At 69.5% G+C, this 24,400-nt stretch carries 24 protein-coding genes and 1 pseudogene; 21 read left to right on the top strand and 4 right to left on the bottom strand.

The genetic code is table 11. The annotated features are described in order from the left end of the window. Window positions 1–116 precede the first annotated feature (116 nt). Together NVV99_RS02325 and NVV99_RS02320 are read left to right on the top strand one after the other, a co-directional pair. Window positions 117–386: a DUF4235 domain-containing protein gene (locus tag NVV99_RS02325; protein ID WP_006551422.1), complete on the top strand. Its 270-nt coding sequence runs from the start codon at window positions 117–119 to the stop codon at window positions 384–386. A gap of 204 nt (window positions 387–590) precedes the next feature. Beyond that, complete coding sequence (locus NVV99_RS02320) at window positions 591–1,754, top strand: kinase (protein WP_041803326.1); 1,164 nt, start codon at window positions 591–593, stop codon at window positions 1,752–1,754. A 31-nt stretch (window positions 1,755–1,785) separates the two neighbouring features. Here NVV99_RS02320 and NVV99_RS02315 read toward each other — a convergent pair whose 3' ends face one another. After that, window positions 1,786–3,423, bottom strand: coding sequence for an alkaline phosphatase (locus NVV99_RS02315; protein WP_041803674.1), 1,638 nt, complete (start codon window positions 3,421–3,423; stop codon window positions 1,786–1,788). Window positions 3,424–3,518: 95 nt separating this feature from the next. Here NVV99_RS02315 and NVV99_RS02310 point away from each other — a divergent pair, with 95 nt between their 5' ends. From NVV99_RS02310 to NVV99_RS02275, 8 genes and pseudogenes are all read left to right on the top strand, one after another. After that, window positions 3,519–4,931 carry a replication-associated recombination protein A gene (locus NVV99_RS02310; RefSeq protein ID WP_024100770.1) on the top strand — a complete coding sequence of 471 codons (1,413 nt, stop codon included), beginning with the start codon at window positions 3,519–3,521 and terminating at the stop codon, window positions 4,929–4,931. Window positions 4,932–5,069: 138 nt separating this feature from the next. Then, on the top strand, window positions 5,070–7,736 hold the full coding sequence (gene alaS, locus NVV99_RS02305) for an alanine--tRNA ligase (protein ID WP_024100771.1): 2,667 nt from the start codon (window positions 5,070–5,072) through the stop codon (window positions 7,734–7,736). Window positions 7,737–7,738: 2 nt separating this feature from the next. Further along, on the top strand, window positions 7,739–8,257 hold the full coding sequence (ruvX, locus tag NVV99_RS02300) for a Holliday junction resolvase RuvX (RefSeq protein WP_260782746.1): 519 nt from the start codon (window positions 7,739–7,741) through the stop codon (window positions 8,255–8,257). Further along, window positions 8,254–10,077, top strand: a complete 1,824-nt coding sequence (gene mltG / locus NVV99_RS02295) for an endolytic transglycosylase MltG (RefSeq protein ID WP_024100773.1) — start codon at window positions 8,254–8,256, stop codon at window positions 10,075–10,077. Before ruvX ends, mltG begins: the two co-directional genes overlap by 4 nt. Next, complete coding sequence (locus tag NVV99_RS02290; protein ID WP_024100774.1) at window positions 10,067–10,921, top strand: shikimate dehydrogenase; 855 nt, start codon at window positions 10,067–10,069, stop codon at window positions 10,919–10,921. Before mltG ends, NVV99_RS02290 begins: the two co-directional genes overlap by 11 nt. Window positions 10,922–10,956: 35 nt before the next feature. Then, a pseudogene (locus NVV99_RS02285) lies at window positions 10,957–11,214 on the top strand (acetyl-CoA C-acetyltransferase); the annotation flags it as partial. Window positions 11,215–11,362: 148 nt separating this feature from the next. Continuing rightward, entirely contained in the window at window positions 11,363–11,719 is a 357-nt protein-coding gene (locus tag NVV99_RS02280; RefSeq protein WP_006551431.1) for a YciI family protein, read from the top strand. Window positions 11,720–11,732: 13 nt separating this feature from the next. Further along, window positions 11,733–12,980 (top strand): RNA polymerase sigma factor, encoded by a 1,248-nt coding sequence (locus NVV99_RS02275; protein ID WP_024100776.1) that lies wholly within the window; start codon window positions 11,733–11,735, stop codon window positions 12,978–12,980. Here NVV99_RS02275 and NVV99_RS02270 read toward each other — a convergent pair. Further along, a complete protein-coding gene (locus NVV99_RS02270) occupies window positions 12,973–13,353 on the bottom strand; it encodes a DUF1622 domain-containing protein (RefSeq protein ID WP_024100777.1) in 381 nt (126 codons plus the stop codon). The two genes, NVV99_RS02275 and NVV99_RS02270, sit on opposite strands and share 8 nt — an antisense overlap. A 152-nt stretch (window positions 13,354–13,505) precedes the next feature. Between NVV99_RS02270 and NVV99_RS02265 the strand changes: the two genes are divergently transcribed. Genes NVV99_RS02265 through aroB form a run of 4 tightly spaced genes read left to right on the top strand, consistent with a single transcriptional unit; the run spans window position 13,506 to window position 17,048 of the window. Continuing rightward, complete coding sequence (locus NVV99_RS02265) at window positions 13,506–14,135, top strand: A24 family peptidase (protein ID WP_041803327.1); 630 nt, start codon at window positions 13,506–13,508, stop codon at window positions 14,133–14,135. Window positions 14,136–14,183: 48 nt separating this feature from the next. After that, a complete protein-coding gene (aroC, locus tag NVV99_RS02260) occupies window positions 14,184–15,371 on the top strand; it encodes a chorismate synthase (protein ID WP_024100779.1) in 1,188 nt (395 codons plus the stop codon). Between the two features lie 4 nt (window positions 15,372–15,375). Next, a complete protein-coding gene (locus NVV99_RS02255) occupies window positions 15,376–15,942 on the top strand; it encodes a shikimate kinase (protein WP_006551436.1) in 567 nt (188 codons plus the stop codon). Further along, the gene (gene aroB, locus NVV99_RS02250; protein WP_024100780.1) at window positions 15,939–17,048 is read left to right on the top strand and encodes a 3-dehydroquinate synthase; all 1,110 of its coding nucleotides are present in this window, start codon (window positions 15,939–15,941) and stop codon (window positions 17,046–17,048) included. Before NVV99_RS02255 ends, aroB begins: the two co-directional genes overlap by 4 nt. 22 nt (window positions 17,049–17,070) lie before the next feature. Here aroB and NVV99_RS02245 read toward each other — a convergent pair whose 3' ends face one another. Together NVV99_RS02245 and NVV99_RS02240 are read right to left on the bottom strand one after the other, a co-directional pair. Next, window positions 17,071–17,673 carry a TIGR03086 family metal-binding protein gene (locus tag NVV99_RS02245; RefSeq protein WP_024100781.1) on the bottom strand — a complete coding sequence of 201 codons (603 nt, stop codon included), beginning with the start codon at window positions 17,671–17,673 and terminating at the stop codon, window positions 17,071–17,073. A gap of 118 nt (window positions 17,674–17,791) precedes the next feature. Further along, the gene (locus tag NVV99_RS02240; protein ID WP_024100782.1) at window positions 17,792–18,388 is read right to left on the bottom strand and encodes a B-4DMT family transporter; all 597 of its coding nucleotides are present in this window, start codon (window positions 18,386–18,388) and stop codon (window positions 17,792–17,794) included. Between the two features lie 75 nt (window positions 18,389–18,463). Between NVV99_RS02240 and NVV99_RS02235 the strand changes: the two genes are divergently transcribed. From NVV99_RS02235 to NVV99_RS02205, 7 genes are all read left to right on the top strand, one after another. Next, the gene (locus NVV99_RS02235) at window positions 18,464–19,561 is read left to right on the top strand and encodes a Xaa-Pro peptidase family protein (protein ID WP_006551440.1); all 1,098 of its coding nucleotides are present in this window, start codon (window positions 18,464–18,466) and stop codon (window positions 19,559–19,561) included. Window positions 19,562–19,595: 34 nt separating this feature from the next. Next, window positions 19,596–20,159, top strand: a complete 564-nt coding sequence (efp, locus tag NVV99_RS02230) for an elongation factor P (protein WP_006551441.1) — start codon at window positions 19,596–19,598, stop codon at window positions 20,157–20,159. Then, window positions 20,160–20,669, top strand: a complete 510-nt coding sequence (gene nusB / locus NVV99_RS02225; RefSeq protein ID WP_006551442.1) for a transcription antitermination factor NusB — start codon at window positions 20,160–20,162, stop codon at window positions 20,667–20,669. Window positions 20,670–20,877: 208 nt separating this feature from the next. Beyond that, on the top strand, window positions 20,878–21,495 hold the full coding sequence (gene pyrR, locus NVV99_RS02220) for a bifunctional pyr operon transcriptional regulator/uracil phosphoribosyltransferase PyrR (protein WP_024100783.1): 618 nt from the start codon (window positions 20,878–20,880) through the stop codon (window positions 21,493–21,495). Next, complete coding sequence (locus NVV99_RS02215) at window positions 21,492–22,433, top strand: aspartate carbamoyltransferase catalytic subunit (RefSeq protein ID WP_016691672.1); 942 nt, start codon at window positions 21,492–21,494, stop codon at window positions 22,431–22,433. The genes pyrR and NVV99_RS02215 overlap by 4 nt, the downstream gene beginning before the upstream one ends. 44 nt (window positions 22,434–22,477) lie before the next feature. Continuing rightward, entirely contained in the window at window positions 22,478–23,791 is a 1,314-nt protein-coding gene (locus tag NVV99_RS02210) for a dihydroorotase (protein ID WP_024100784.1), read from the top strand. Between the two features lie 8 nt (window positions 23,792–23,799). Further along, on the top strand, window positions 23,800–24,291 hold the full coding sequence (locus NVV99_RS02205) for a hypothetical protein (RefSeq protein WP_006551446.1): 492 nt from the start codon (window positions 23,800–23,802) through the stop codon (window positions 24,289–24,291). Window positions 24,292–24,400 lie beyond the last annotated feature (109 nt).

Genomic DNA, 24,400 nt, shown 5'->3' with positions numbered 1-24,400 from the left:
TGCCGTCCGGTGGTGCTCCCGAGTGAGGTTCGTGGGCCCGATGAGGTTTGTGAGGATCCTGCCCGGGTACTCCGTCGGTCCGGCGCCAACGGGGGCGACGGATCGAGGAGGTATCCATGGCCGACGCACGCGTGATCTTCTACAAGCCGCTCGCTCTCGCAGCCAGTGTGGGAGGCGGCATCCTCGCCGGAGCCGTCTTCAACCAAGTGTGGAAGAAGGTCGGCGGCAGTGACGAACGGCCCGAACCTCAGGATCTGTCGCAGCGCACCCGGGACGTGCTGATCGCGGCCGCCCTCCAGGGTCTGATCTTCGGTGTCGTGAAGGCTGCGGTGGATCGTGGCACCGCCCGTGGTTTTCAGAAGGTGACACACGTTTCACCGGAATGATCGTGACGTGTCCCGATCGTGACCGGCGCCCGAGGAGCGGAGCGGCCGGGGCGCGGACGGGGACACACCCGGATGAACAGCGATTTCCCCTCGCAAAGCAGACAAAAGCGACCTGGTGGGCCGGGCACGGGTGAAGAAGGTCCTGCTCGATCCGAGCATTGTGGAGGACCTCGTCGTGACCGAGAACCTGTAGATTGGGCAGTGATGACCGCAACATTGGCAGACCCCGTGTCCGAGGTGGTTCACGCCGCCGAAGCGCTGCTCACCCGCCGTACCGGCGCCACGGTGACCCTGACCGATCCCGTGGATCTCGGGGGCAGTGGCCGCTCGGTGGTCGTACGGGTACGAGTGGCCGCCAATCCGTTCTCGCTCCCGCGCACTCTCGTCCTCAAGCAGGTACCGCCCTCGCGTGGCACCGGCCACGTCGACTTCCGCGGTTCCGAGACGGACGAGCAGATCGCCTTCCTCCGCGAGGCGGTCTCCTACCAGTTCACGACGGCCCTCGCGAAGGATCACCGTCCGGGCGCCGAACTGCTCGCCTACGACTTCGACGCTCGCCTGCTGGTCCTCAGCGACCTCGGCGACGCGACCACCCTGTCGGAGGTGCTCCGCAACAGTTCCGAGGCCGCCGGGAACACCCTGATGGCCCTGGCTCAGGCACTCGGACGCATGCATGCGGCGACCGTCGGCCGCGAGGAGGACTTCGCGGCGCTGCTGCGTCGCGCCGACGTCGCGCGGGTCGCCGACGCCGTGTCCCAGCAGGCCCTCGATGCCGTGCGGGGTGTGCCCGAGCTCCTCGAGGCCGACTTCGGCCTGTCGGTGCCCGAGTCGGTACGCGAGCGTGCCGAGCGGGCGTCCAAGCTGTTCACCGGTGGGCGTTTCCGGGCCTTCAGCCCGTCCGACCTGTGCCCCGACAACATCGTGGTCGGCGACGAGGGTGTGCAGTTCCTCGACTACGAATGGGGCGGCTTCCGCGACGCGACCCTGGACATCGCGTACGCCCTCAGTTCCTTCCCGCTGTGCCTGTGCTCGGTGCCGCTGTCCGTCGATCGCATCCGTGCGATGGCCGACGCGTGGCGCGCCGAGGTCGTCGCCATGTGGCCGCAGCTGGCCTACGACGAGGTGCTCGAGGAGCGGCTGCTCGACGCCCTGCTCGCGTGCATCTGGCTGAGCACGCACCTGTTCCTGCCCGAGGACCATGCGCGGATCGCCTCGGTACGCGAACACGGACTGTCTGTGCCGCGCATCCCGGCGCTCCGCGCCCGCTGGTCGCTGCTCGCCGAGTTCGCCACCGCGACAGGCCACGACGACGTCGCCGCACACGCCCGCGACGTGCTCGCCCACCTCCAGGACCGCACCGCCGGGTAGAGCGGTCGATCGGGCGGGCGCCGACCGGCGTCTACACCAGCGGAGCGGCGGGCTCGATCCTCGTCGCGCCGTCGGCCACCCGGTATCCCGCGACGCGGCGCGCGGCCGCGTTCGGATCCGTGCGCTCGCCGATGAAGAACCACTCCATCTGCGTCGCATCGGGAGTCACGTCGAGTACCCCGTAACCGTGCGAATCGAGTTCGACGAACTGCACGTGCCGATTCGTCGCGGTCGCCGTCGCCTCCAGCGCGGGAGACAGGCTCCGCGGGGGCACACCCAGCAACTCGTCGATGTTCGCCGACGTCACCGACGGAACCACGAACTCCGTGGCGACGGTGCCGGCACCCGGATAGTCGGCGGCGTCCACCGGGACGTCCATCGCCCACGAGGTGTGGATGTCGCCCGTGAGGAAGACGACGTTGCGCAGTCCCGCCGCCGTGATGGTGTCGATCAACCGTCGACGGTCCGCGGTGTAACCGTCCCACTGGTCGGTGTTGAAGGGCAGACCTCCAGCTGGCACTCCGACGAGTTCGGTCAGTGCTCCGGTAGTCCGCGGATCGAGGGGCGGCAACACGATCGGCGAGAACATCACCGAATTGCCGATCAACTGCCACCGGGTGGGGGAGCTCGCCAGGCCTGCGGTGAGCCACTCCATCTGGTCCCGTCCGGTCATCGTGCGACTCGGATCGTCGACCTGCCGTCCGGCTCCGAGGACCTGCTCGGAGCGATAACTCCGCAGATCCAGCATCGACAGTTCGGCGAGCCGTCCGTACCGCAGGCGCCTGTAGAGCCGTCCGCCGTTCGGGCGAACCGGCATCCACTCGTCGTAGGCCTGCACCGACGCGGCCTTGCGGGGGGCCCAGTCGCCCTCGACGAGGGGATCGTGATTCTCCGCCCCGCCCGCCCAGGCGTCGTTCGCCGACTCGTGGTCGTCCCAGATCACGATCCACGGCACCTTCGCGTGCAGCGACTGCAGGTTCGGATCGGTCTTGTACTGCGCGTGCCGGATGCGGTAGTCGGCGAGACTCACGATCTCGTGGGCGGGCTCGTGCGTCCGAACTCCGCGGCCACCGGCGACGGGGAACTTCCCGGCCGCGTACTCGTACAGATAGTCGCCGAGGTGCACCACGGCGTCGAGATCGTCGCGTGCGGCGAGGTGGCGGTAGGAGGAGAAGAAACCGCCCTCCCAGTCGGCGCACGACACGACCCCGAAGCGCAGGCGTGCGACCGCAGCGTCGGGCGAGGGCGCGGTGAACGTCCTGCCGGTCGGGGAGACGGCACCGCCGGCGCGGAATCGATAGAAGTAGGTCGTGCCCGGTGCGAGCCCGCGGGCGTCGACCTTGACCGTGTGGTCGGAGACGGAACTCGCTGTCACCGTCCCACTCGCGACCAGCGTGTCGAAGCTGTTGCTGCGGGCGAGTTGCCAGGTGACCGGGACGTCCGGTCCCGCACCCGAGCCGGGTGCCGCCTGCGGCGAGGGTGTGACCCGCGTCCATAGGATCACCGCGTCGGGCAACGGATCTCCCGATGCCACGCCGTGGGCGAAGACGGCGGGAGATGCCTGCGCGTGCTGCGAGGTCGAGGCGAAGGCCGCAGCACCGGCGGCGAGAATCGACGACCGGAGCACGGCGCGGCGGGACACATGTTCGGCGGTCGGTGTCGTGGGCACGATCAAGATCCGACCACACGGTCGGTCATCCGTCCATGCGAACGACGAACGCCGCCGCCGACCGGGCGTCGGTGCGAGCTTGTAGCGTCGGATGCGTGAGTGATCTTTTCGGGGCGAACGACCCGTCTGCCGAACCGGACGCCCTGTTCGAGGCGCCACGCGAACCGGAACCCGAGGACGAACCGCAGGTCCGCCGGCAACCCGTCGCGGCCGGCGGCGCGAACGCGCCGCTCGCTGCGCGCATGCGACCGGCGAGTCTCGACGAGGTGGTCGGGCAACAGCACCTGCTCGAACCGGGAGCACCGCTGCGGCGGCTCGTCGAGGGATCGGGAGCCGCCTCCGTCGTGCTCTACGGTCCGCCCGGCACCGGGAAGACGACCCTGGCCTCACTGATCTCCGGAGCCACCGGACGCCGGTTCGAAGCGCTGTCCGCCCTGTCCGCGGGCGTCAAGGACGTGCGTGCCGTCATCGACCTGGCACGTCGGCGCCTCACCCACGGCGAACAGACCGTGCTGTTCATCGACGAGGTCCACCGCTTCTCCAAGACCCAGCAGGACGCGCTGCTCGCTGCCGTCGAGAACCGCATCGTGCTGCTCGTCGCCGCGACGACCGAGAACCCGTCGTTCTCCGTGGTCGCCCCGCTGCTGTCGCGCTCGCTGGTGCTGCAACTGCAGCCGCTCGGGCCCGACGACATCCGGGCACTGCTCGAACGTGCGCGCACCGACGCCCGTGGACTCGCCGGTGCGGTCGAGATCGACGACGACGCCCTCGACCACCTCGTCCGGCTCGCCGGGGGCGACGCCCGCCGTGCCCTGACGGCGCTCGAGGCCTCCGCCGACACGGCGCTCGCCGTCTCCGGTGGCGACGCGGCCGTCATCGACCTCGCGACCGTGGAGTCGAGCATCGACGAGGCCGCCGTGCGCTACGACCGCGACGGCGATCAGCACTTCGACGTCGCAAGCGCCTTCATCAAGTCGCTGCGCGGCTCCGACGTCGACGCGGCCCTGCACTATCTGGCCCGGATGATCGTCGCGGGGGAGGACCCGCGCTTCATCGCCCGCCGCCTGATGATCCAGGCCAGCGAGGAGGTGGGCATGGCCGATCCCACCGCCCTGCAGACGGCGGTCGCCGCAGCGCAGGTCGTGCAGCAGGTCGGGATGCCCGAAGCCCAGCTCGCGCTCGCCCAGGCCACCATCCATATCGCCACCGCACCCAAGTCGGGCTCGGTGACCGCCGCGCTCGGCGCCGCGATCGCCGACGTGAAGGCGGGCAGGGCCGGTCCGGTGCCCGCCCATCTGCGCGACGGTCATTATCAGGGCGCGCAGAAGCTCGGCAACGCGATCGGCTACAAGTTCCCGCACGCGCACCCGGACGGCGTGCTCGCGCAGCAGTACGCCCCGGACGAGCTGGTCGGCGTCGACTATTACGAGCCGACCGGTCGCGGTGTGGAACGGGAGCTGTCGGCCCGCCTGCCCAAGCTGCGCCGCATCGTGCGCGGTGAGCGGTGACGCCGTCCGCCGAGTACTCACGGCGCCGTACCGCGGCCGCTTTCGGCGGCGCGATAAGCTGAAGAACGGCCGATCGACAGGGTCGACCGCCCGTCCCGGGAAGTTCACACCATCGCCAGACCACAAAGGACCATCGACGTGCAGACCCACGAGATCCGCAGGCGCTTTCTCGATCACTTCGTGAAGGCGGGACACACCGAGGTGCCCAGCGCGTCGCTGATCCTCGCCGATCCCAACCTGCTGTTCGTCAACGCCGGCATGGTCCCGTTCGTGCCCTACTTCCTCGGGCAGCAGACCCCGCCCTACACCCGCGCCACGTCGGTGCAGAAGTGTGTGCGCACTCTCGACATCGAGGAGGTCGGCAAGACCACCCGCCACAACACCTTCTTCCAGATGGCCGGCAACTTCTCGTTCGGCGACTACTTCAAGGAAGAGGCCATCACCTTCGCGTGGTCGCTGCTCACCGGATCCGTCGAGGACGGCGGCTACGGAATCGACCCCGAGAAGCTGTGGGCGACGGTCTATCTCGACGACGACGAAGCGTTCTCGATCTGGCACGACAAGGTCGGCGTTCCCGAGGAACGCATCCAGCGTCGCGGCATGAAGGACAACTACTGGTCGATGGGCATCCCCGGGCCGTGCGGTCCGTGCTCCGAGATCTTCTACGACCGCGGCCCCGCCTACGGCGTCGAAGGCGGCCCCGAGGCCGACGAGGACCGCTACATCGAGATCTGGAATCTCGTGTTCATGCAGAACGAGCGCGGTGAGGGTGGTGCCAAGGACGACTACCCGATCCTCGGCCCGCTGCCGAAGAAGAACATCGACACCGGCATGGGTGTCGAACGCGTCGCCTTCCTGCTCCAGGGCGTCGAGAACGTCTACGAGACCGACCTGCTGCGCCCCGTGATCGACAAGGCCGCCGAACTCACCGGCGCCGTCTACGGCGCGAAGCACGACGACGACGTGCGCTTCCGCGTGATCGCCGACCACGCCCGCACCGCGGCGATGCTCATCGTCGACGGCGTCAACCCCGGCAACGACGGCCGCGGCTACGTGCTGCGCCGCCTGCTCCGCCGCATCGTGCGCTCGGCGCGTCTGCTCGGCGCCGACAAGCCCACCATGCGCGAGTTCATGGCGGTCGTGCGCGACACCATGGCCCCGTCCTATCCCGAACTCGACACCGACTTCTCGCGCATCGAGACCGTCGCGGTGGGCGAGGAGACGGCCTTCCTCAAGACCCTCGGTACCGGCAGCAAGCTGTTCGAAGGCGCTGTAGAGACCGTGAAGTCGCAGGGTAGGAATGTGCTCGGTGGCACGGAGGCGTTCACCCTCCACGACACCTACGGGTTCCCGATCGACCTCACCCTCGAGATGGCGGCCGAGGCGGGCCTGACCGTCGACGAGGAGGGTTTCCGATCGCTCATGGCCGAGCAGCGCCAGCGCGCCAAGGACGACGCCCGCGCCCGCAAGCACGCCCACGCCGACCTGACCGTCTACAAGGAACTCCTCGACCGCGGTCCCACCGAGTTCACCGGTTTCAGCGAGCTGGTGACCGAGGCGCACGTGCTCGCCGTCATCACCGGTGGCGAGCGCCTGCACGCGGCGAGCGCGGGCCAGCAGGTCGAGCTGATCCTCGATCGCAGCCCCCTCTACGCGGAGTCCGGCGGCCAGATCGCCGACATCGGCAGCATCACCGGCCCGGGCCTGAAGATCAAGGTCGACGACGTCCAGAAGATCGCCAAGCAACTGTGGACCCACAAGGTCACGGTGCTCGAGGGCCAGGTCGTCGAAGGCGACGCCGTCCTCGTGCAGGTCGATCCCGAGTGGCGCAAGGGCGCCACCCAGGGCCACTCCGGCACCCACCTGGTCCACGCCGCGCTGCGCGAGGTGCTCGGCCCCAACGCCGTGCAGGCCGGTTCGCTCAACAAGCCCGGCTACCTGCGCTTCGACTTCTCGTGGCCCGGCGCCCTGTCCGAGCAGCAGAAGCAGGACATCGAGGCCGTCACCAACGAGGCCGTCGCGGCGAACTATCCCGTCAACACCTTCGTCACCGACCTCGACAAGGCAAAGAAGATGGGCGCGATGGCCCTGTTCGGCGAGAACTACGGCGACGAGGTCCGCGTCGTCGAGATCGGCGGCCCGTTCTCGATGGAGCTGTGCGGCGGCACGCATGTGCAGCACTCCTCGCACGTCGGCACCGTCACGCTCCTCGGTGAGCAGTCCGTCGGTTCCGGCATCCGCCGGGTCGAGGCGTACGTCGGTCTCGACTCGTACCGCCACCTGGCGAAGGAACGCGCGCTGCTCGCGGGCCTGTCCTCGACCCTGAGGGTTCCCTCCGAGGAGGTGCCCGGACGTGTCGAGGCCCTGCTCGATCGGCTCAAGGCCGCCGAGAAGGAACTCGAGAAGACCCGCGCCGCGAACGTCGCCGCCGCAGCCGGAACGTACGCGGGCAAGGCGCAGCGCGTCGGTGACGTGCTCGTCGTGGCCGAGGCCGCCCCGGAGGATGTCGCCGGCAACGACTTGCGCACACTCGCATCCGACGTCCGTGGCCGGCTCGGCACCGAGCCCGCCGTGGTGCTGCTGCTCGGCAACGCCGGTGGCAAGGTGCCCTTCGTCGTGGCCACCACCAAGGCTGCGCAGGAGAAGGGCATCAAGGCAGGCGACCTCGTCGCGAGCTTCGGTCCCGCGATCGGTGGTCGCGGGGGCGGCAAGCCCGACATGGCTCAGGGCGCAGGGTCGGATCCGGCCGGTATCCCGGCCGCACTCGATGCTTTCCGTGCCCGTCTGAGCGAGCTGGCCGGCTGAGCGTGGCCGAACCGCCGCGCCCCGATCGTCCCGGAGTGGACGATCCCGGCCGTGGTCGCCGCATCGCAGTCGACGTCGGGAGCGTCCGGATCGGGGTCGCCTCCAGCGACCCCGACGGGATCCTCGCCACCCCGGTCGAGACGGTGCCGCGGTCCAAGGAACGCGGACCCGACGCACCCGATATCCGGCGCATCGTCGAGATCGTTAGGGAATACGAGGCTGTTGAGGTTATCGTCGGGCTGCCGCAGACACTGCGCGGTGAGCCCGGCAAGGCTGCGAAACTGGCGAGCGACTTCGCGCGTCGACTTCGCCGTGCCTTACCCGACGTTCCCGTGCGCCTGGCCGACGAACGTTTCACGACGGTCACTGCGGCGCGCGCCCTCCGCGAGAGCGGGGTGAGTGCGCGAGGTGCGCGGCCGGTCATCGACCAGGCCGCCGCCGTGGCCATCTTGCAGGGTTGGTTGGACGAGCGGAGTTCGGTAGTGAACGAGTCGGGGCGTGACGTGGGGGACAGCCGGTGAGCCGGCACGGACGACACGACGACCATTCGGAGAACGCACGGCAGGATCTGTTCGCGGATCCCTACGCCGATGGGTACACGGAACCTCCAGTGGATCGCACCGGATCCGGGGATCCGTATCGATACGGATCCGAGGATCCGTATCGATCAGACCCGCGTTACCGGTACGACGATCCGTACGCATCCGACCCTCGAGGTCACGATGCATACGGGCACGACCCGTACGGCAACGACTCCCACGGCTGTGATCCGTACGGCGGTGGTGGATACGAGGGCGTCCCGAGTGGGCACCCGGAGGCCCGTCGACCCGATCCCGACGATCACGAGACCACGGTCCTGAACTTCGAGCCGGGTGTATTCGATGGCCCGCCGCCCGGTCACGCCGAACAGGGCTATGCCGAGCAGGGCTACGGCGACGGGGGCTACGCAGGATCCGAGTACGAGGGGTCCATCGGCGCCGATCGCGGACACGCTCCGGCCGATCACCCCGACGAGGGACATCTCGACGAAGAGTACCCGGGCGGATACTCCTACGCCGCACGCGACGCGAGCCGTGACGACGACCCCGCCGACGACGCGGTCGCAGCGGAGGAGATTACCGCCGAGCAGCGTGCGGTCCCCCTCGCGGTCGGTGGTTCGGAACGCGCCGCACGCCGTGATCCGAAGGCGAGCGGGCGTAAGAAGCGCGGACGTGTCGTAGGCGCGCTCGCCGCCGCGGTGCTCCTGCTCGTCGTCGTGGGTGGCGGCTATCTCGCCTACGACCGGTTCCTCGGCACCGATCTTCCGCCGGACTTCACCGGACCTCCCGGACCGGCCGTCGTCGTCCAGGTCAACCCGGGCGAGACCGCCGGGGAGATCGGCAGCGAGTTCGTCGACAAGGGTGTCGTCGCGAGTTCCGCCGCCTTCTACGAAGCGGCCGTGCAGAACTCGGGGATGAATTCGCTGCAACCCGGCTTCTACCAGGTGGCCACCAACATCCCGGCTGTCGACGCCGTCGCGGCCCTCGTCGACCCGGCCAGCCGGGTCGGTGCGCTCGTGATCTCCGAGGGACGTCAGCTCCACGACATCCGCGACGTCAACACCGGTGCCGTCCGCAAGGGCATCTACACGCTCATCGCCGAGGCGAGCTGCCACGGCGATCCGGCCGCCGAGAACTGCGTCACCTACGAGGAACTCGACGCGGCCGGGGCCACCCCGGACCTGCAGGCACTCGGAGTTCCGGAATGGGCACGCGACGCGGTCGCGAACGTGCCCGACCGCAGGCGGCAGCTCGAAGGCCTCATCGCCGCGGGCAGCTGGGATTTCGATCCGACGGCCGAACCCGTCGAGATCCTGGCTCGCCTCGTGTCGGAAAGTGCTGCCAGCTACGACGCGACGGGGATCACCGACGCGGCCGCACGGGTGGGGCTGACCCCGTACGAGATGCTCATCTCCGCATCGCTCGTCGAACGCGAGGCTCTGCCACAGGATTTCGCGAAGGTCGCGCGCGTGATCCTCAACCGCCTCGACATCGACCAGATGCTCCAGTTCGATTCGACCGTCAACTACGAACTCGACGAGACCGAACTCGCGACCACCGACGCCGACCGCGCGCGGGTGACCCCCTGGAACACCTACGCCATGGTTGGTCTTCCGGCGACACCCATCTCGTCACCGAGCATCGGTGCGCTGCAGGCGATGGAGAACCCGGAACCGGGGGAATGGATCTACTTCGTGACGATCGACGACAAGGGCACCACGCTCTTCGCGAATTCCTACGAGGAGCACCTGCAGAACACCGAACTGGCACTCGCGAGCGGGATCCTCGACAGTGGCCGCTGATCCGAACGGAGGTGTCCGAAGGGCCGCGGTCCTCGGGAAACCCATCGCGCACTCGAAGTCGCCCCTGTTGCATCTCGCGGCGTACCGGGCACTCGGGCTGACCGAGTGGACCTACGAACGCATCGAATGTACCGGTGAACAACTGCCGGGGCTCGTGTCCTCACTCGGGGAGGAATGGGTCGGTCTGTCCGTCACGATGCCCGGCAAGTTCGCGGCACTGGAATTCGCCACCGAACGCACCGAGCGGGCCGTGAGGATCGGCTCGGCGAACACCCTCGTCCGCATCGGGAACGGCTGGCGTGCCGACTGCACCGACGTCGACGGCGTGTCCGGAGCACTGCGCTCGGCCGGCGTCGGCGATCTGTCCGACGCGTCGGCGGTCGTCGTCGGCTCGGGTGGCACCGCGCGACCGGCGCTCGTCGGTCTCACCGACCTCGGTGTGCGCTCGGTGACCGTGGTCGCGCGGTCCGAGGAGAAGGCCCGCGCGACGTTCGATTGTCTCGGCGGCGACATCGAGGCCCGATGGCTGTCGTTCGACGCACCCGATCTCGGCCGGGTCTGCGCCGAGGCCGGTGCGCTCGTGAGCACCGTGCCCGCACCCGCGGCAGCGCCGTACGCGGAGGCTCTCGCACAGGCCCCGTGCATCCTCGATGCGATCTACGACCCCTGGCCCACGCCGCTGGCGACAGCGGCCGAGGCACGCGGTGTCCGCGTCGTCAGCGGTCTGCACATGCTCCTGAACCAGGCCTTCGGGCAGGTCGAGCAGTTCACGGGACTGCCCGCGCCGCGCGCGGAGATGGCGCGCGCCGTCGGGCTCGACCTGAACTCTCCGCACCCGGCCTGAGAACCCGGTACGACGGGGCGCGGCCCCACCAGGACATCGGCGTCTTCGAGGTCGACGAGGCGTTCGCTCCGGTGCCCATGGCGTGGCAGAAGGAGATCGGCGCACCCGAGGACAAGCTCAACCCCAACGGTGGTGCGATCGCCCTCGGTCACCCGATCGGGGGTTCCGGTGCCCGCATCCTCACCGACATGATCTTCCACCTGCGCCGCACTAACCTCCGGTACGGCCTGCAGACCATGTGCGAGGGCGGCGGCCAGGCCAACGCCACCATCGTCGAACTCGTCGCGCAGTAGGCCGCACCCGACACCGTCCGCTGTCCACCCGCGATGCCTGAGCGGGTGGGCAGCGGATTTCTCCGCGCAGGTGTCGAATCGGCGCCCTACCGTTCGTATAGAGGGTGAGAGGCCGGAACCGCCGGCCGCCGAGGGGAAGGACCCCGCCATGGCGCAGTACCTACTGAGCATCTACCAGCCCGACGGTGAACCGCCGTCACCGGAGTTCCTCGAACCGATCATGAAGAAGGTCGCGGCGTGGCAGAACGAGATCCGGGAGGCAGGGGTCTGGGTGTTCTCCGGCGGCCTGCACCCTCCGGACACGGCGACAGTCGTGCGCACGGACGAGGGGCGCACGGCGACGACCGACGGTCCGTACATCGAGGGCAAGGAGCATCTCGGTGGCTTCGACGTCATCGACGTGCCCGACCTCGACGAGGCGCTGAGGTGGGCGCGCGGTCTTGCCGACGCCACCACACTGCCCATCGAGGTGCGGCCCCTGGCGTTCGGCTCCTGCGCCGGATGACGTGCGAAGCTCGATGACCGGGCCGTCCACCGCCGACATCGCACGTGCCTTCCGTGAGGAATACGGCAGGGCGATCGCCGTGCTCACCCGCGTCCTCGGCGACCTCGACGCCGCCGAGGACGCGGTGCAGGACGCCTTCTCGATCGCCGTCGAACGGTGGCCCGGGGAAGGGATCCCGCCGAGCCCGGCCGGGTGGATCATCACCACCGCCCGTCGCCGGGCGATCGACAGGGCACGGCGGGAGGCCGCACGTCCGGTCAAGCACGCCGAGGCGGACCTGCTCTACCCGACATCCGGCGACGCGTTCGACTCCGGAGCGGTCGTCCCGCCCGAGATCCCCGACGATCGCCTCCGTCTGATCTTCACCTGTTGTCACCCGGCGCTCGCGCCTGCGTCGCGGGTCGCGCTGACACTGCGGCTGCTCGGCGGGCTGACCACCGCGCAGATCGCCCGAGCCTTCCTCGTGCCGGAAACGACTATGGGGCAACGGATCTCCCGAGCCAAGGGGAAGGTCCGCGACGCGCGCATCCCGTTCCGCATCCCGTCCCCGGACGAGTTTCCCGAACGTCTCGACGCGGTGCGTTCCGTGCTTTATCTCGTGTACACGGAGGGCCACACGACGAGCGCCGGACCCGAACTCGCCGACACGGACCTGTGTTCGGAGGCGGTGCGGCTGGCGCGTGTGCTGGCCGGGCTCGTTCCCGACGATCCCGAGACCACGGGACTTCTCGCCCTGATGCTCCTCGGTGAATCCCGGCGCTCGGCGCGTACGGGACCCGGCGGCGAACTCGTCCTGCTCGCAGACCAGGACCGCTCGCGGTGGGACCGCGCGCAGATCGCCGAAGGGCAGGCACTCGTGCGGCGCACCCTGCGCTGGAACAGGCCGGGGCCCTATCAGATCCAGGCCGCGATCGCCGCAGTGCACGCGGACGCGCCCACCTTCGAGGACACCGATTGGGCGCAGATCGTCGCGCTCTACGACCTGCTGTTCGCCGCGGACCCCACACCGGTCGTCGCGTTGCACCGGGCCGTCGCACTCGCCGAAGTGGAGGGCCCCGCAGCGGCTCTCGGGATCGTCGACCACCTCGACCTCGAGCGGTATCACGTCTTCCACGCAGTCCGGGCCGACCTGCTCGCCCGCCTCGGCCGGCTCACCGAGGCGAGTGAGACATACGCCACCGCCGCGGCGCGGACGGAGAACGCCATCGAGCGCGCGCATCTGCTGCGCCGGCGGGACGAGGTCCGGGACGCGCTCAGGTAGCCGGCGTCGTGCCGGTCGTCGTCTCGGCGTCGGGAACCGAACGCTGCCACGGCCACCGGCCGTCGATCTCCAGCTGCAGCGACCAGCTCAGGAAGGTGCGGATGAGCACGATGACCGCCAGCACACCCACCGACGTGAAGGTCGGCGTGACGGCGACGGTCTTGATGATGTCGGCGGCGACCAGGAATTCGAGGCCGAGCAGGATCGACCGGCCGAGATTGCGCCGGTACGGCTCGTAGATCTCCGAACCCGGTCCGCGCCGCCGCGCGGACGCCGCGATCCACGTCGCCGCCAATGCGCCGATCACCATGACGCCGACTCCGACGACGTCGATGGCCGTGCCCACGTGTTCGAGCAGCGACGAAATCTCCATTCGACCAGAACCTTCCGACCGGAACCGACAGACTCCGGCAATCCTCGCAGGACGATCGCCGCACTGTGCGGCTTTGTCCACAGGAGACGTGCCTGTCCACAGGACCGGGCCGGACACCGCGCGAACGCCCTGCCGGCGAGTGTGGATGGGGGATGCTCCGGGTCGTGGCAGGGGAGACGGTGGGTGAGCTCGCGATGGTGGTTCTCGGCGTGGGCGTGGGAGCGATCGTGCGCGTGGTGGCGGGAAGAACGGCCGGTCGTCGGCCGCTGCCGGGTTCGTGCGAGGCGGCATGCGCGGCAGCCGCACTCGTCGCGGTCTCGATCACCACGGGCGCGGCGGTCGTCGGAGCAGCGATGTTCGGATGGTGGTGCGTGTGCCTGAGCACCGTGGACCTGCTCGTGCGGCGTCTGCCGAACGTGCTGACGCTCGGGGGAGCGGGCACGATCCTCGGCGTGGCCGCGGCGACGGGGCACGGCCGGGCGGCGTTCGCCGGTGCACTTCTGCTCGCGGCACCGTTGTTGATCACCCACCTCGCGGTGCCGCGGTCGGTGGGTGCAGGCGACGTCAAACTCGCCCTCGGGCTCGGTGCCGTCACCGGACTCGCCGGCCCCTCGGCGGTGCTCCTCGGTGCACTGCTCCCACCCGTCCTCACCGCAGGTGCGGCCCTGTTTCTGCGGCTCCGGGAGACCCGCCGCGGGGAAGCGCATGCCGCTCCGCGCGTGCTTCCCCACGGACCGTCGATGTGCGCCGCCGCAGCACTGGCGGCGATCTCGACGGGTTGACCAGGGGCGGCATGTCGAGTCGGCGGACGAACATGGAAGGATGGACGTGTGCTGCGTTGGATAACTGCTGGAGAATCCCATGGTCCCGCCCTCGTCGCGATGCTCGAGGGGATGGTCGCCGGAGTCGAGGTGACGTCGAACGACATCTCGGAGCAACTCGCGCGACGGCGACTGGGCTACGGCCGCGGCGCACGCATGAAGTTCGAGGCCGACAAGGTCACCGTGATCGGTGGCGTCCGGCACGGACGCACCCTGGGCGGCCCGATCGCGATCGAGATCGGCAATACCGAATGGCCCAAGTGGGAAACCATCATGGCCGCCGACCCGGTCGATGCCGAACTGCTCGAAGGTCAGGCGCGCAACGCGCCGCTGACCCGTCCCCGCCCCGGCCACGCCGACTTCGCGGGCATGCTCAAGTACGGCTTCGACGACGCGCGTCCCGTCCTCGAGCGCGCCAGCGCCCGGGAGACCGCAGCACGCGTGGCGGCCGGCACGGTTGCCCGGAACTTCCTGCGCCAGGCGTTCGGCGCCGAGGTCGTCTCGCATGTCATCTCCATCGGCGCATCCGATCCCTATGTCGGCTCCGAACCCGGTGCCGACGATCTCGCCGCGATCGACGCGAGCCCAGTGCGTGCCTACGACAAGGCCGCCGAGGAATCCATGATCGCCGAGATCGAGGCCGCCAAGCGCGACGGCGACACCCTCGGCGGAATCGTCGAGGTCGTGGTGCACGGGCTGCCCGTGGGCCTCGGTTCGTTCGTCAGCGGTGCCGATCGCCTCGACGCGCGACTGGCCGCGGCCCTCATGGGGATCCAGGCCATCAAGGGTGTCGAGGTCGGCGACGGCTTCGAGACCGCGCGTCGCCGCGGCAGCGCTGCCCACGACGAGATGAAGCCCGGCCTCGACGGTGTGCTCCGCTCGAGCAACCGCGCCGGCGGCATCGAAGGTGGCATGACCAACGGTGAGGCCCTGCGCGTGCGGGCGGCGATGAAGCCGATCTCGACCGTGCCGCGCGCCCTGTCGACGGTCGACATGACCACCGGCGACGAGGCCGTCGCGATCCACCAGCGTTCCGACGTGTGCGCGGTGCCCGCGGCGGGTGTCGTCGCCGAGGCGATGGTCGCCCTCGTCGTCGCGCAGGCCGCCCTCGAGAAGTTCGGCGGCGACTCGCTCGCCGAGACCGTGAGCAACATCGACCACTACCTGAAGGGCATCGCGGCGCGGCCGCCGCGGTGATCGCATGTCGCCTCGCCTGGTACTCATCGGCCCGCCGGGAGCGGGCAAGTCGACGATCGGTCGTCGGGTCGCGAACGCGCTCGAGCTGCCGTTGCTCGACACCGACGCCGAGATCGAGCGTGTGACCGGCCGGACCATCCCCGACATCTTCTCCCAGGACGGCGAACCGGCCTTCCGGGAGACCGAGGAAGAGGTGGTCGCGCGCGCCCTCGACACCCACGACGGTGTGGTGTCCCTGGGCGGGGGAGCGATCCTTTCGGAGCGCACCCGCGCGCGACTGGCCGGACACACCGTCGTCTATCTCGAGATCAGCGTGGCGGAAGGACTGCGTCGCACCGGCGCGGTCGGCGCCGCCGGAACCAGGCCGTTGCTGGCCGGTGGTGATCCGGCCCAGAAATACCGCGACCTCATGCGTCGCCGCCGCCCGCTGTACCGGCAGGCGGCGACCATCCGGGTGCGCACCGACGGCCGCAGCCCCGGGCGGGTCGTCCAGCAGGTGCTCGCCAAACTCGAAGCGGCGGACGCCGCGACCAGCCAGACCATCAGCGAGGATCGGAGCCCCACACCGTGACCGAACCGATACGCATCGACGTCGAGACCGCCCAGCCCTATCCGGTGATCATCGGCCGGGGACTGCTCGGTGACGTCGTCGAAGAACTGTCCGGCACGCGGACCGTCGCGATCTTCCACCAGCCGACGCTCACCGCGACGGCCGAGGCCGTGCGGGAGGCGCTCGCCGAGACCGGCATCGACGCCCACCGCATCGAGATCCCCGACGCCGAGGACGGCAAGGAGCTGGCCGTCGCCGGATTCTGCTGGGAGGTGCTCGGCCGCATCGGCTTGACCCGTTCGGACGCCGTCATCAGCCTCGGCGGCGGTGCCGCCACCGACCTCGCGGGTTTCGTGGCCGCGACGTGGATGCGCGGCGTACGGGTCTACCACATCCCCACCACGCTGCTGGCGATGGTCGACGCCGCGGTGGGCGGCAAGACCGGCATCAACACCGAGGCGGGCAAGAACCTCGTCGGTTCGTTCCATGAGCCCTCGGCGGTCTTCGTCGACCTCGCGACCCTCGAGACGGTGCCGCGCAACGAGATCGTGGCCGGACTCGCCGAGGTGATCAAGACCGGCTTCATCGCCGATCCGGTGATCCTCGACCTGATCGAGGAGAACCCCCAGGCCACGCTCGATCCTGCCGGGACGGTGCTGCCCGAGCTGATCCGGCGATCGGTCGAGGTCAAGGCGAAGGTGGTCGCGGCCGACCTCAAGGAGTCGAGCCTGCGCGAGATCCTCAACTACGGTCACACCCTCGGCCACGCCATCGAGCGTCGCGAGCGGTACCGCTGGCGCCACGGCGCCGCCGTGTCGGTGGGCCTGGTCTTCGCGGCCGAACTCGGCCGGCTCGCAGGGCGTCTCGACGACGCCACCGCCGACCGGCACCGCGCGATCCTCGAATCCGTCGGCCTGCCCACCACCTACGATCCCGACGCCTTCGCCGATCTGCTCGCGGGCATGCAGACCGACAAGAAGAACCGTGCCGGCATGCTTCGGTTCGTCGTCCTCGACGGACTTGCGAAGCCCGGCAGGCTCGAGGGACCCGACCCGACCCTGCTCGCGGCGGCCTATTCCGAGGTCGCGCGCCAAGGCAAGGCCGACGCGCGAACCGTACTGCTCTGACCACCTGGTCGACCGCCTGGTTCTATGCGGGCGGTCTCCACGACGTGTCGCGCCCGGTGAGTCCGATCAGGCGTTCCAGCGGCGGAGCGTCGTCGCCCACCCGGACGGCCGGACCGAACAGGCCGCCCCCGTCGGCGACGCGTTCCTCGTCGGTGATGCTCTCCGCGAATGCGGTACACGCGGCGATTTCGTCGGGCTCGCAGGAGTACTGCTGTCCCGTGGCCACGGCGAGGTCCCAGCCGTGGACGACGAGTTCGTCGAGCGTGACGAGTCCGGCGACCGGCGCGGGCAGGTCGAGGCCGCCCGCGCGCGTCATGCCCTCCCAGGCTGCGGGATCGCTCCACGCTCCGCGGAGGTCGCCGAGTCGGTCGGGAACGAGACGTCGCCAGTCCGGCGGCAGTTCGCTCGTGAGCTGCGGGGGAGTGTCGGTGTGCGGGCCGATGTCCTTGCGCGCCGCGGCCGTGAACGCAAGGGACAGGCCCAGCACGTGGTCGACGAGCGCACCGACGGAGGTCTCGGAACACGGTGTGGGCCCCGGCAACTGGGCGTCGTCGATCCCCGCCAGGATGCGCTCCATCCGGCGGGTCGCGGGAGTCAGGTCGAGCGTCTCGGTGATGTCGGTCATGGTCGGCTCCTCGGGGTCGGCTACCTCTACTGACCGTCACAACTCGGAAAACTGAGCACCCGCCCCCGGATGTGCGGGGGCGGGTGGTCTCACTGCTGTGGGTCTCACTACTCGGGTCTCACTGTTTCGGATCGACCCTCGGGAACACCTCGGTGGGCGAGTCGTCGCTGCGCCAGGCGGGATCGGTCTGCTGCGCGGAGTTCGCGGGAGCGGAACCCGCGGCCGCTCCGACGCCTGCGGGCGCGTGGTGATCGCGGTGGACCGACCAGTCGTCGTCGCGGGCGGCCTTGCGCTCGTTCCGGCGCGCGAAGAACCGGCCCAGCGTCACCGCCGCCATCGCCGGCAGGAATACCAGAAGCACGGTGAACGCGGCACCGGAGGTGATCTCGAAGAACAGGGACGTCACACCCACCGGCATCGGGGTGACGGTGTCGACGAGCCAGGTGAGGACCCCGCCCACCAGGCCGGTGACCGCACCGGCGGCGAGCCAGCGCATCGTCAGGTCGTCGCCCTCGTCGGCGTCGGGATGGGCGCGGTGGTCGCGGATGCCGTCGAGACCGGCCCAGACGAACGCTGCGACGACCACCACGGCGAAGCCCAGCCAGCGCAGTACCGATCCCTGCAACGGCCACTGGATGAGAGCGGCACCGAGCAGGACGCGCACGACCACGTGGACCAGGGCGAGCCCGAGTCCGCGGAGCAACCAGGGTTTCATGTACCTCAGCGTAACGGGTGGCGAAGCCGACAGTGTGTCCCGTCCCACAGCCGTGATCGCGGTAGGTTGAGCGATATGTCTGCCGACCACGCCTCCCGCCGTCGAGCGCTGCGTGCGCTGCTCGCCGAACGCGAACTCGATGCGCTGCTGGTGACCGATCTGACCGGTATCCGCTACCTCACGGGCTTCACGGGATCCAACGCGGCGCTGATCGTCTCCACCGAGGACGACGAGAACGAGACGCGCACCGTCATCTGCACCGACGGCCGCTACGTCACGCAGGTGGGGGAGCAGGTCCCCGACCTGCGGGCCGTGATCGCCCGGTCGTCGGCCGCTCACCTCGTCACCGAGTTCGGAACAGGTTCTGCGCGTTGGGGATTCGAGAGTCACGTCGTCACGGTCGACGAACGGTCGCGGTGGGGCGAGCTCGGCGTGTCCGTCCGCTTCGTTCCCGCTCCCGGGCTCGTCGAACACCTGCGGGCGGTGAAGGACGAACACGAGATCGGTCTGTTGCGCGAGGCATGCGGTGCGGCCGATCGCGCACTGGCGGACCTCATCGCGGCGGGCGGTCTGCGTCCGGGTCGAACCGAGAAGGAGGTCGCCCGCGATCTCGAATGGCGCATGTTCGAGCACGGTGCCGACGGCATCTCCTTCGAGACGATCGTCGCCGCCGGTGCCAATTCGGCGATCCCGCACCATCGCCCGACCGGCGCGGTCCTCGCGGAGGGCGACTTCGTGAAACTCGACTTCGGGGCGCAGATCGGCGGTTACCACTCCGACATGACGCGCACCTACGTGCTGAGCCGCGTCGCGGACTGGCAGCGCGACCTGTACGAGCTGGTCCTGCGCGCGCAGCAGGCCGGACGCGAGGCGCTCGCGCCCGGTGTCGACTGCGCCGCGGTGGACGCCGCCGCGCGCACCGTGATCGCCGAGGCCGGCTACGCCGACCTGTTCCTGCACGGGCTGGGCCACGGAGTCGGCCTCGAGATCCACGAAGCGCCCGGAATCGGCGCCGCGGCGACCGGTACACTTGTCGCCGGTGCGGCGGTGACCGTCGAGCCGGGCGTGTACTTCTCGGGGCGCGGAGGCGTGCGGATCGAAGACACGCTCGTGGTGCGGGAGCATACTCCGGAGTTGCTCACGCTCACCGACAAGACATTGACCGTCATTTGAGGGCGGTTCCTCGACCCTAGGAGACACGAACCAAGTGGCTGATACCAGTGACTTCAAGAACGGCCTCGTTCTGAAAATCGACGGACAGCTCTGGCAGATCATCGAGTTCCAGCACGTCAAGCCGGGCAAGGGTCCTGCTTTCGTGCGCACGAAGCTCAAGAATGTGACGTCGGGCAAGACCGTCGACAAGACCTGGAATGCCGGTGTCAAGGTCGAGACCGCCACCGTCGATCGCCGCGACATGACCTACCTCTACAACGACGGCACCGACTACGTCTTCATGGACGGCGAGACCTACGACCAGATCACCATCTCGCCCGAACTGCTCGGCGACAGCGCCAACTTCCTGCTCGAGAACATGCCCGTGCAGGTCGCCACGCACGAGGACGTCCCGCTGTTCGTCGAGCTCCCGGTCACGGTCGAGCTCGTCGTCCAGCACACCGATCCGGGCCTGCAGGGCGACCGCTCCACCGGCGGCACCAAGCCCGCGACCCTCGAGACCGGCGCCGAGATCCAGGTCCCGCTGTTCATCAACACCGGCGACAAGCTCAAGGTCGATTCCCGCGACGGCAGCTACCTCGGGCGAGTGAATTCCTGAGTGTCCGGTAACCAGAAGAAGCTCGGGGCCCGCCACAAGGCCCGCAAGCGCGCCGTGGACCTGCTCTTCGAGGCAGAGGCCCGCGACGTGCACCCCGTCGACCTCGCGGCCGATCGCGTCGAACTCGCGATCGACGACGACCAGGTCGCGCCGGTGCCGGCATACGCGCAGACCATCATCCGCGGTGTCGCCGACAACCTCGACGAGACCGACCGAGTGATCGCCGATCACCTGCACGAATGGACGCTGGACCGCCTTCCCGCCGTCGACCGCGCGATCCTGCGCATCGCGGTGTGGGAGCTCTTCCACGCGACCGACGTGCCGCCCGTGGTGGCCGTCGACGAGGCGGTCGAGCTGGCGAAGCAGCTGTCCACCGACGATTCGCCGGCCTTCGTCAACGGGGTGCTGGGTCAGATCGTCACTGTCGCCGACCAGGTGCGTGCAGCAGCCGCTGCCACCCTCGCCCGGCCGGCGCAGGAGTCGCAGGATCAGGGCTCGAACGAGTCCTGACTTCGTCACCCTTCTCGGGTGAGCGACGACACGAGGCACCGTGAGCGGGCCCGGTGGGAAGACTCCCGCCGGGCCCGCTCACGCATCCGGGCCTGTGTTGCGCTTCACCCGTCATCCGTGCCGGGGCGGACGTCGACGCTGATAGGCTCGACAACTGTCAGGCATCCTTTAACGATCCGTCCAGTGAGGCGGAGAAGGAGGTCGCTGTATGGCCGTGTCCGAGGACGGGTCCACAGCTTCTACCCCCACTACGTCCTCCGGTACCGGCGTGCCGGCGCGTGAGCTGCTCTCCGCTGCCGACGTCCACCGGACGATCTCCCGTATCGCACACCAGATCATCGAGAAGACCGCTCTCGACACCCCCGAGGACGCACCGCGTGTCGTACTCCTGGGCATCCCCACCCGCGGGATCACCCTCGCCCAGCGCCTCGCCGACCGCATCGAGGAATTCGCCGGCGTCCGTGTCCCGGTCGGCTCGCTCGACATCACGCTCTACCGCGACGACCTCCGCACGAAGCCGCACCGCCCGCTGGAGCGCACCTCGGTGCCCGAGGGCGGAGTCGACAACACTCTCGTCGTCCTCGTCGACGACGTCCTGTTCTCGGGACGCTCCGTCCGCGCCGCGCTCGACGCCCTGCGCGATCTCGGACGACCCCGCGCGGTGCAACTCGCGGTCCTCGTCGACCGCGGCCACCGCGAACTGCCGCTGCGGGCCGACTACGTCGGCAAGAACGTCCCCACCGCGCGCAGCGAGGACGTCCGCGTGCTGCTGACCGAACACGACGGGCGCGACGCCGTCGAGATCTCCGGAGGCAAGTCCCAGTGAAACACCTGCTCACCATCGCGGATCTGACGAAGGACTCCGCGACGGGGCTTCTCGACGAGGCCGAGCGGTTCGAGCAGGCACTGCTCGGGCGTGAGGTGCGCAAGCTCCCCACGCTGCGCGGCCGCACCATCATGACCGTCTTCTACGAGAACTCCACCCGCACCCGCGTGTCCTTCGAGGTCGCCGGCAAGTGGATGAGCGCTGACGTCATCAACGTCTCGGCGTCCAGTTCGTCGGTGAAGAAGGGCGAATCGCTGCGCGACACCGCGCTGACCCTGCACGCCGCCGGCGCCGACGCGCTGGTGGTCCGTCACTCCGCCTCCGGTGCCGCGCACCGGATCGCGCAGTGGACCAACGAATCCGGCTCCGGACCGGCTGTGGTCAACGCCGGCGACGGTACCCACGAACATCCCACTCAGGCGTTGCTCGACGCGCTCACCCTGCGCCAGCGTCTCGGCTCGATCGAAGGCCGCCGGATCGGCATCGTCGGCGACGTGCTGCACAGCCGTGTCGCCCGGTCGAACGCGCTGCTGCTGAGCATGCTCGGCGCCGAGGTCGTGCTCGTCGCTCCCCGCACCCTGCTGCCGGTGGGGGTGGAGACCTGGCCGGTGACGGTCGCCGATTCGCTCGAAGCCGAACTTCCCACCCTCGACGCGGTCATGATGCTGCGGGTGCAGGCCGAGCGCATGAACGGCGGGTTCTTCCCGTCCGCCCGCGAGTACTCGATTCGATACGGACTCAACGCCAAGCGCGCGGCATTGCTGCCGGAGCACGCCGTGATCCTGCATCCGGGTCCGATGCTCCGGGGCATGGAGATCGGTTTCCCGGTCGCAGACGCCCCGCAGAGCGCGGTGCTGCAACAGGTGAGCAACGGTGTCCACGTGCGGATGGCGGTGCTCTTCCGCCTGCTCGTGGGGACGGAAGGGAACCTGTCGTGACCCACACTTCCCACCCGGGAGATACAGGAACAGGAGACACACAGGTGACGCCGCAGGTGCTCATCCGCAACGTCCGCCTCTACGGCGAGGGCGATCCGGTCGACGTGCTGCTCGGCGACGAGCAGATCCTCGCCGTCGGAACCGACCTCGAGGTCGGCGACGACGCGGAGATCGTCGACGGCACGGGGCAGATCATGCTCCCGGGCTTCGTCGACCTGCATACGCATCTGCGCGAGCCCGGCCGGGAGGACACCGAGACCGTCGACTCCGGCTCGGCCGCCGCGGCGCGCGGCGGGTACACCGCGGTGTTCGCGATGGCCAATACCGATCCGGTCGCCGACTCGGTGGTCGTCACCGACCACGTGTGGCGCCGCGGCCGCGAGGTCGGGCTTGTCGACGTCCACCCCGTGGGTGCGGTCACCGTCGGACTCGAGGGCAAGCAGCTCGCCGAGATGGGCACGATGGCCGCCGGTGTCGGTGGCGTGCGGATGTTCTCCGACGACGGCAAGTGCGTCTACGATCCGCTGCTCATGCGTCGAGCGCTCGAGTACTCGGCCTCGCTCGGGGTGCTCATCGCCCAGCACGCCGAGGAGCCGCGGCTGACCGTCGGTGCCGTCGCGCACGAAGGACCGACCGCGGCGCGTCTCGGCCTCACCGGCTGGCCCCGCGCCGCCGAGGAGTCCATCGTCGCCCGCGACGCGCTGCTCGCCCGCGACGCCGGAGCCCGCGTGCACATCTGCCACGCGTCGACGGCCGGCACCGTCGAGCTCGTCCGGTGGGCGCGCTCGCAGGGCATCTCGATCAGCGCCGAAGTCACGCCGCACCACCTGCTCCTCGACGACTCGCGTCTCGAGAGCTACGACGGCATCAACCGGGTCAATCCGCCGCTGCGCGAGAGATCCGACGTCGAAGCACTGCGCCGCGGCCTCGCGGACGGGACCATCGACTGCGTGGCCACCGACCACGCCCCGCACGCCGAACAGGACAAGTGCTGCGAGTTCTCACAGGCACGTCCGGGAATGCTCGGGCTCGAGACGGCGTTGTCCGTCGTGATCGAGACGATGGTCCGGCCGGGCCTGCTGGACTGGCGCGGCGTCGCGAAGGTCATGAGCGAGCGTCCCGCGGAGATCGTGGGCCTCGACGATCAGGGCCGGCCCCTCGAGGTGGGCGAACCCGCGAACATCGTGCTCGTCGACCCGGATACCGAGTGGACGGTGCACGGTCCCGACCTCGCGAGCATCTCCCACAACACGCCCTACGAGGACATGACCCTGCCGGGCCGGGTCACCACCACCGTGTTGCGCGGACGGATCACCGCCCGCGACGGTGCGGTGTTCCCGCGCTCGACCGAAAGGTAGGAACCGACATGGATCGCTTTCTCATCACCGTCGGTTTCCTCGCGCTCTGGGTCGTGCTCGTCCTGCTGATGTGGAAGGGCTGGAAGGGACGCGCCCGACGCCAGCAGGACGCGGTCGGCGAACTGCCGACCGTGCCGGCGGAGCTGGGGGAGCGGCTCGTCGAGCCGACCACCGGTCTGTACGTCGGCAGCACGCTCGCGCCGAGCTGGCAGGACCGCATCGCGGTCGGTGATCTCGGCCACCGCGCCAACGCGGAACTGACCCGATACCGATCCGGTGCCCTGCTCGAACGCGACGGCGCATCCCCGATCTGGATCCCGCAGGACTCGATCCGCGCGATCCGCACCGAACGCGGTCTGGCGGGCAAGGTCATGTCCCAGGACGGGGTGCTGGTCATCCGCTGGCAGCTGCCCTCGGGAACGGAGGTCGACACCGGCTTCCGCGGGGACGACAAGTCGATCTACCCGCTCTGGACGAGCGGGTCGGACGAAAAATCTTGAGACGGTGACGATCACAACGACGATGACGATCACGACGAACAACACGACGATCACGACACGCGAGATCTCAGCCCGTGCGGCCGGCTCTGGTGCGGTCGATAAGAACGGA

Origin of the sequence: Rhodococcus sp. PAE-6 (genome assembly GCF_025290685.1) — a bacterium.
GTDB lineage: Bacteria > Actinomycetota > Actinomycetes > Mycobacteriales > Mycobacteriaceae > Rhodococcus > Rhodococcus pyridinivorans.
This window is presented reverse-complemented; position numbering and strand designations above follow the sequence as displayed.

What these genes read in the sequence shown, in the direction of transcription:
- NVV99_RS02325 (WP_006551422.1), top strand. Translation starts at nt 117, where the DNA reads ATGGCCGACGCACGCGTGATCTTCTACAAGCCGCTCGCTCTCGCAGCC.
- NVV99_RS02275 (WP_024100776.1), top strand. Translation starts at nt 11,733, where the DNA reads ATGACCGGGCCGTCCACCGCCGACATCGCACGTGCCTTCCGTGAGGAA.
- NVV99_RS02255 (WP_006551436.1), top strand. Translation starts at nt 15,376, where the DNA reads ATGTCGCCTCGCCTGGTACTCATCGGCCCGCCGGGAGCGGGCAAGTCG.
- NVV99_RS02320 (WP_041803326.1), top strand. Translation starts at nt 591, where the DNA reads ATGACCGCAACATTGGCAGACCCCGTGTCCGAGGTGGTTCACGCCGCC.
- NVV99_RS02245 (WP_024100781.1), bottom strand. Translation starts at nt 17,673, where the DNA reads ATGACCGACATCACCGAGACGCTCGACCTGACTCCCGCGACCCGCCGG.
- pyrR (WP_024100783.1), top strand. Translation starts at nt 20,878, where the DNA reads ATGGCCGTGTCCGAGGACGGGTCCACAGCTTCTACCCCCACTACGTCC.
- NVV99_RS02205 (WP_006551446.1), top strand. Translation starts at nt 23,800, where the DNA reads ATGGATCGCTTTCTCATCACCGTCGGTTTCCTCGCGCTCTGGGTCGTG.
- NVV99_RS02240 (WP_024100782.1), bottom strand. Translation starts at nt 18,388, where the DNA reads ATGAAACCCTGGTTGCTCCGCGGACTCGGGCTCGCCCTGGTCCACGTG.
- NVV99_RS02235 (WP_006551440.1), top strand. Translation starts at nt 18,464, where the DNA reads ATGTCTGCCGACCACGCCTCCCGCCGTCGAGCGCTGCGTGCGCTGCTC.
- NVV99_RS02265 (WP_041803327.1), top strand. Translation starts at nt 13,506, where the DNA reads ATGCTCCGGGTCGTGGCAGGGGAGACGGTGGGTGAGCTCGCGATGGTG.
- NVV99_RS02280 (WP_006551431.1), top strand. Translation starts at nt 11,363, where the DNA reads ATGGCGCAGTACCTACTGAGCATCTACCAGCCCGACGGTGAACCGCCG.
- NVV99_RS02270 (WP_024100777.1), bottom strand. Translation starts at nt 13,353, where the DNA reads ATGGAGATTTCGTCGCTGCTCGAACACGTGGGCACGGCCATCGACGTC.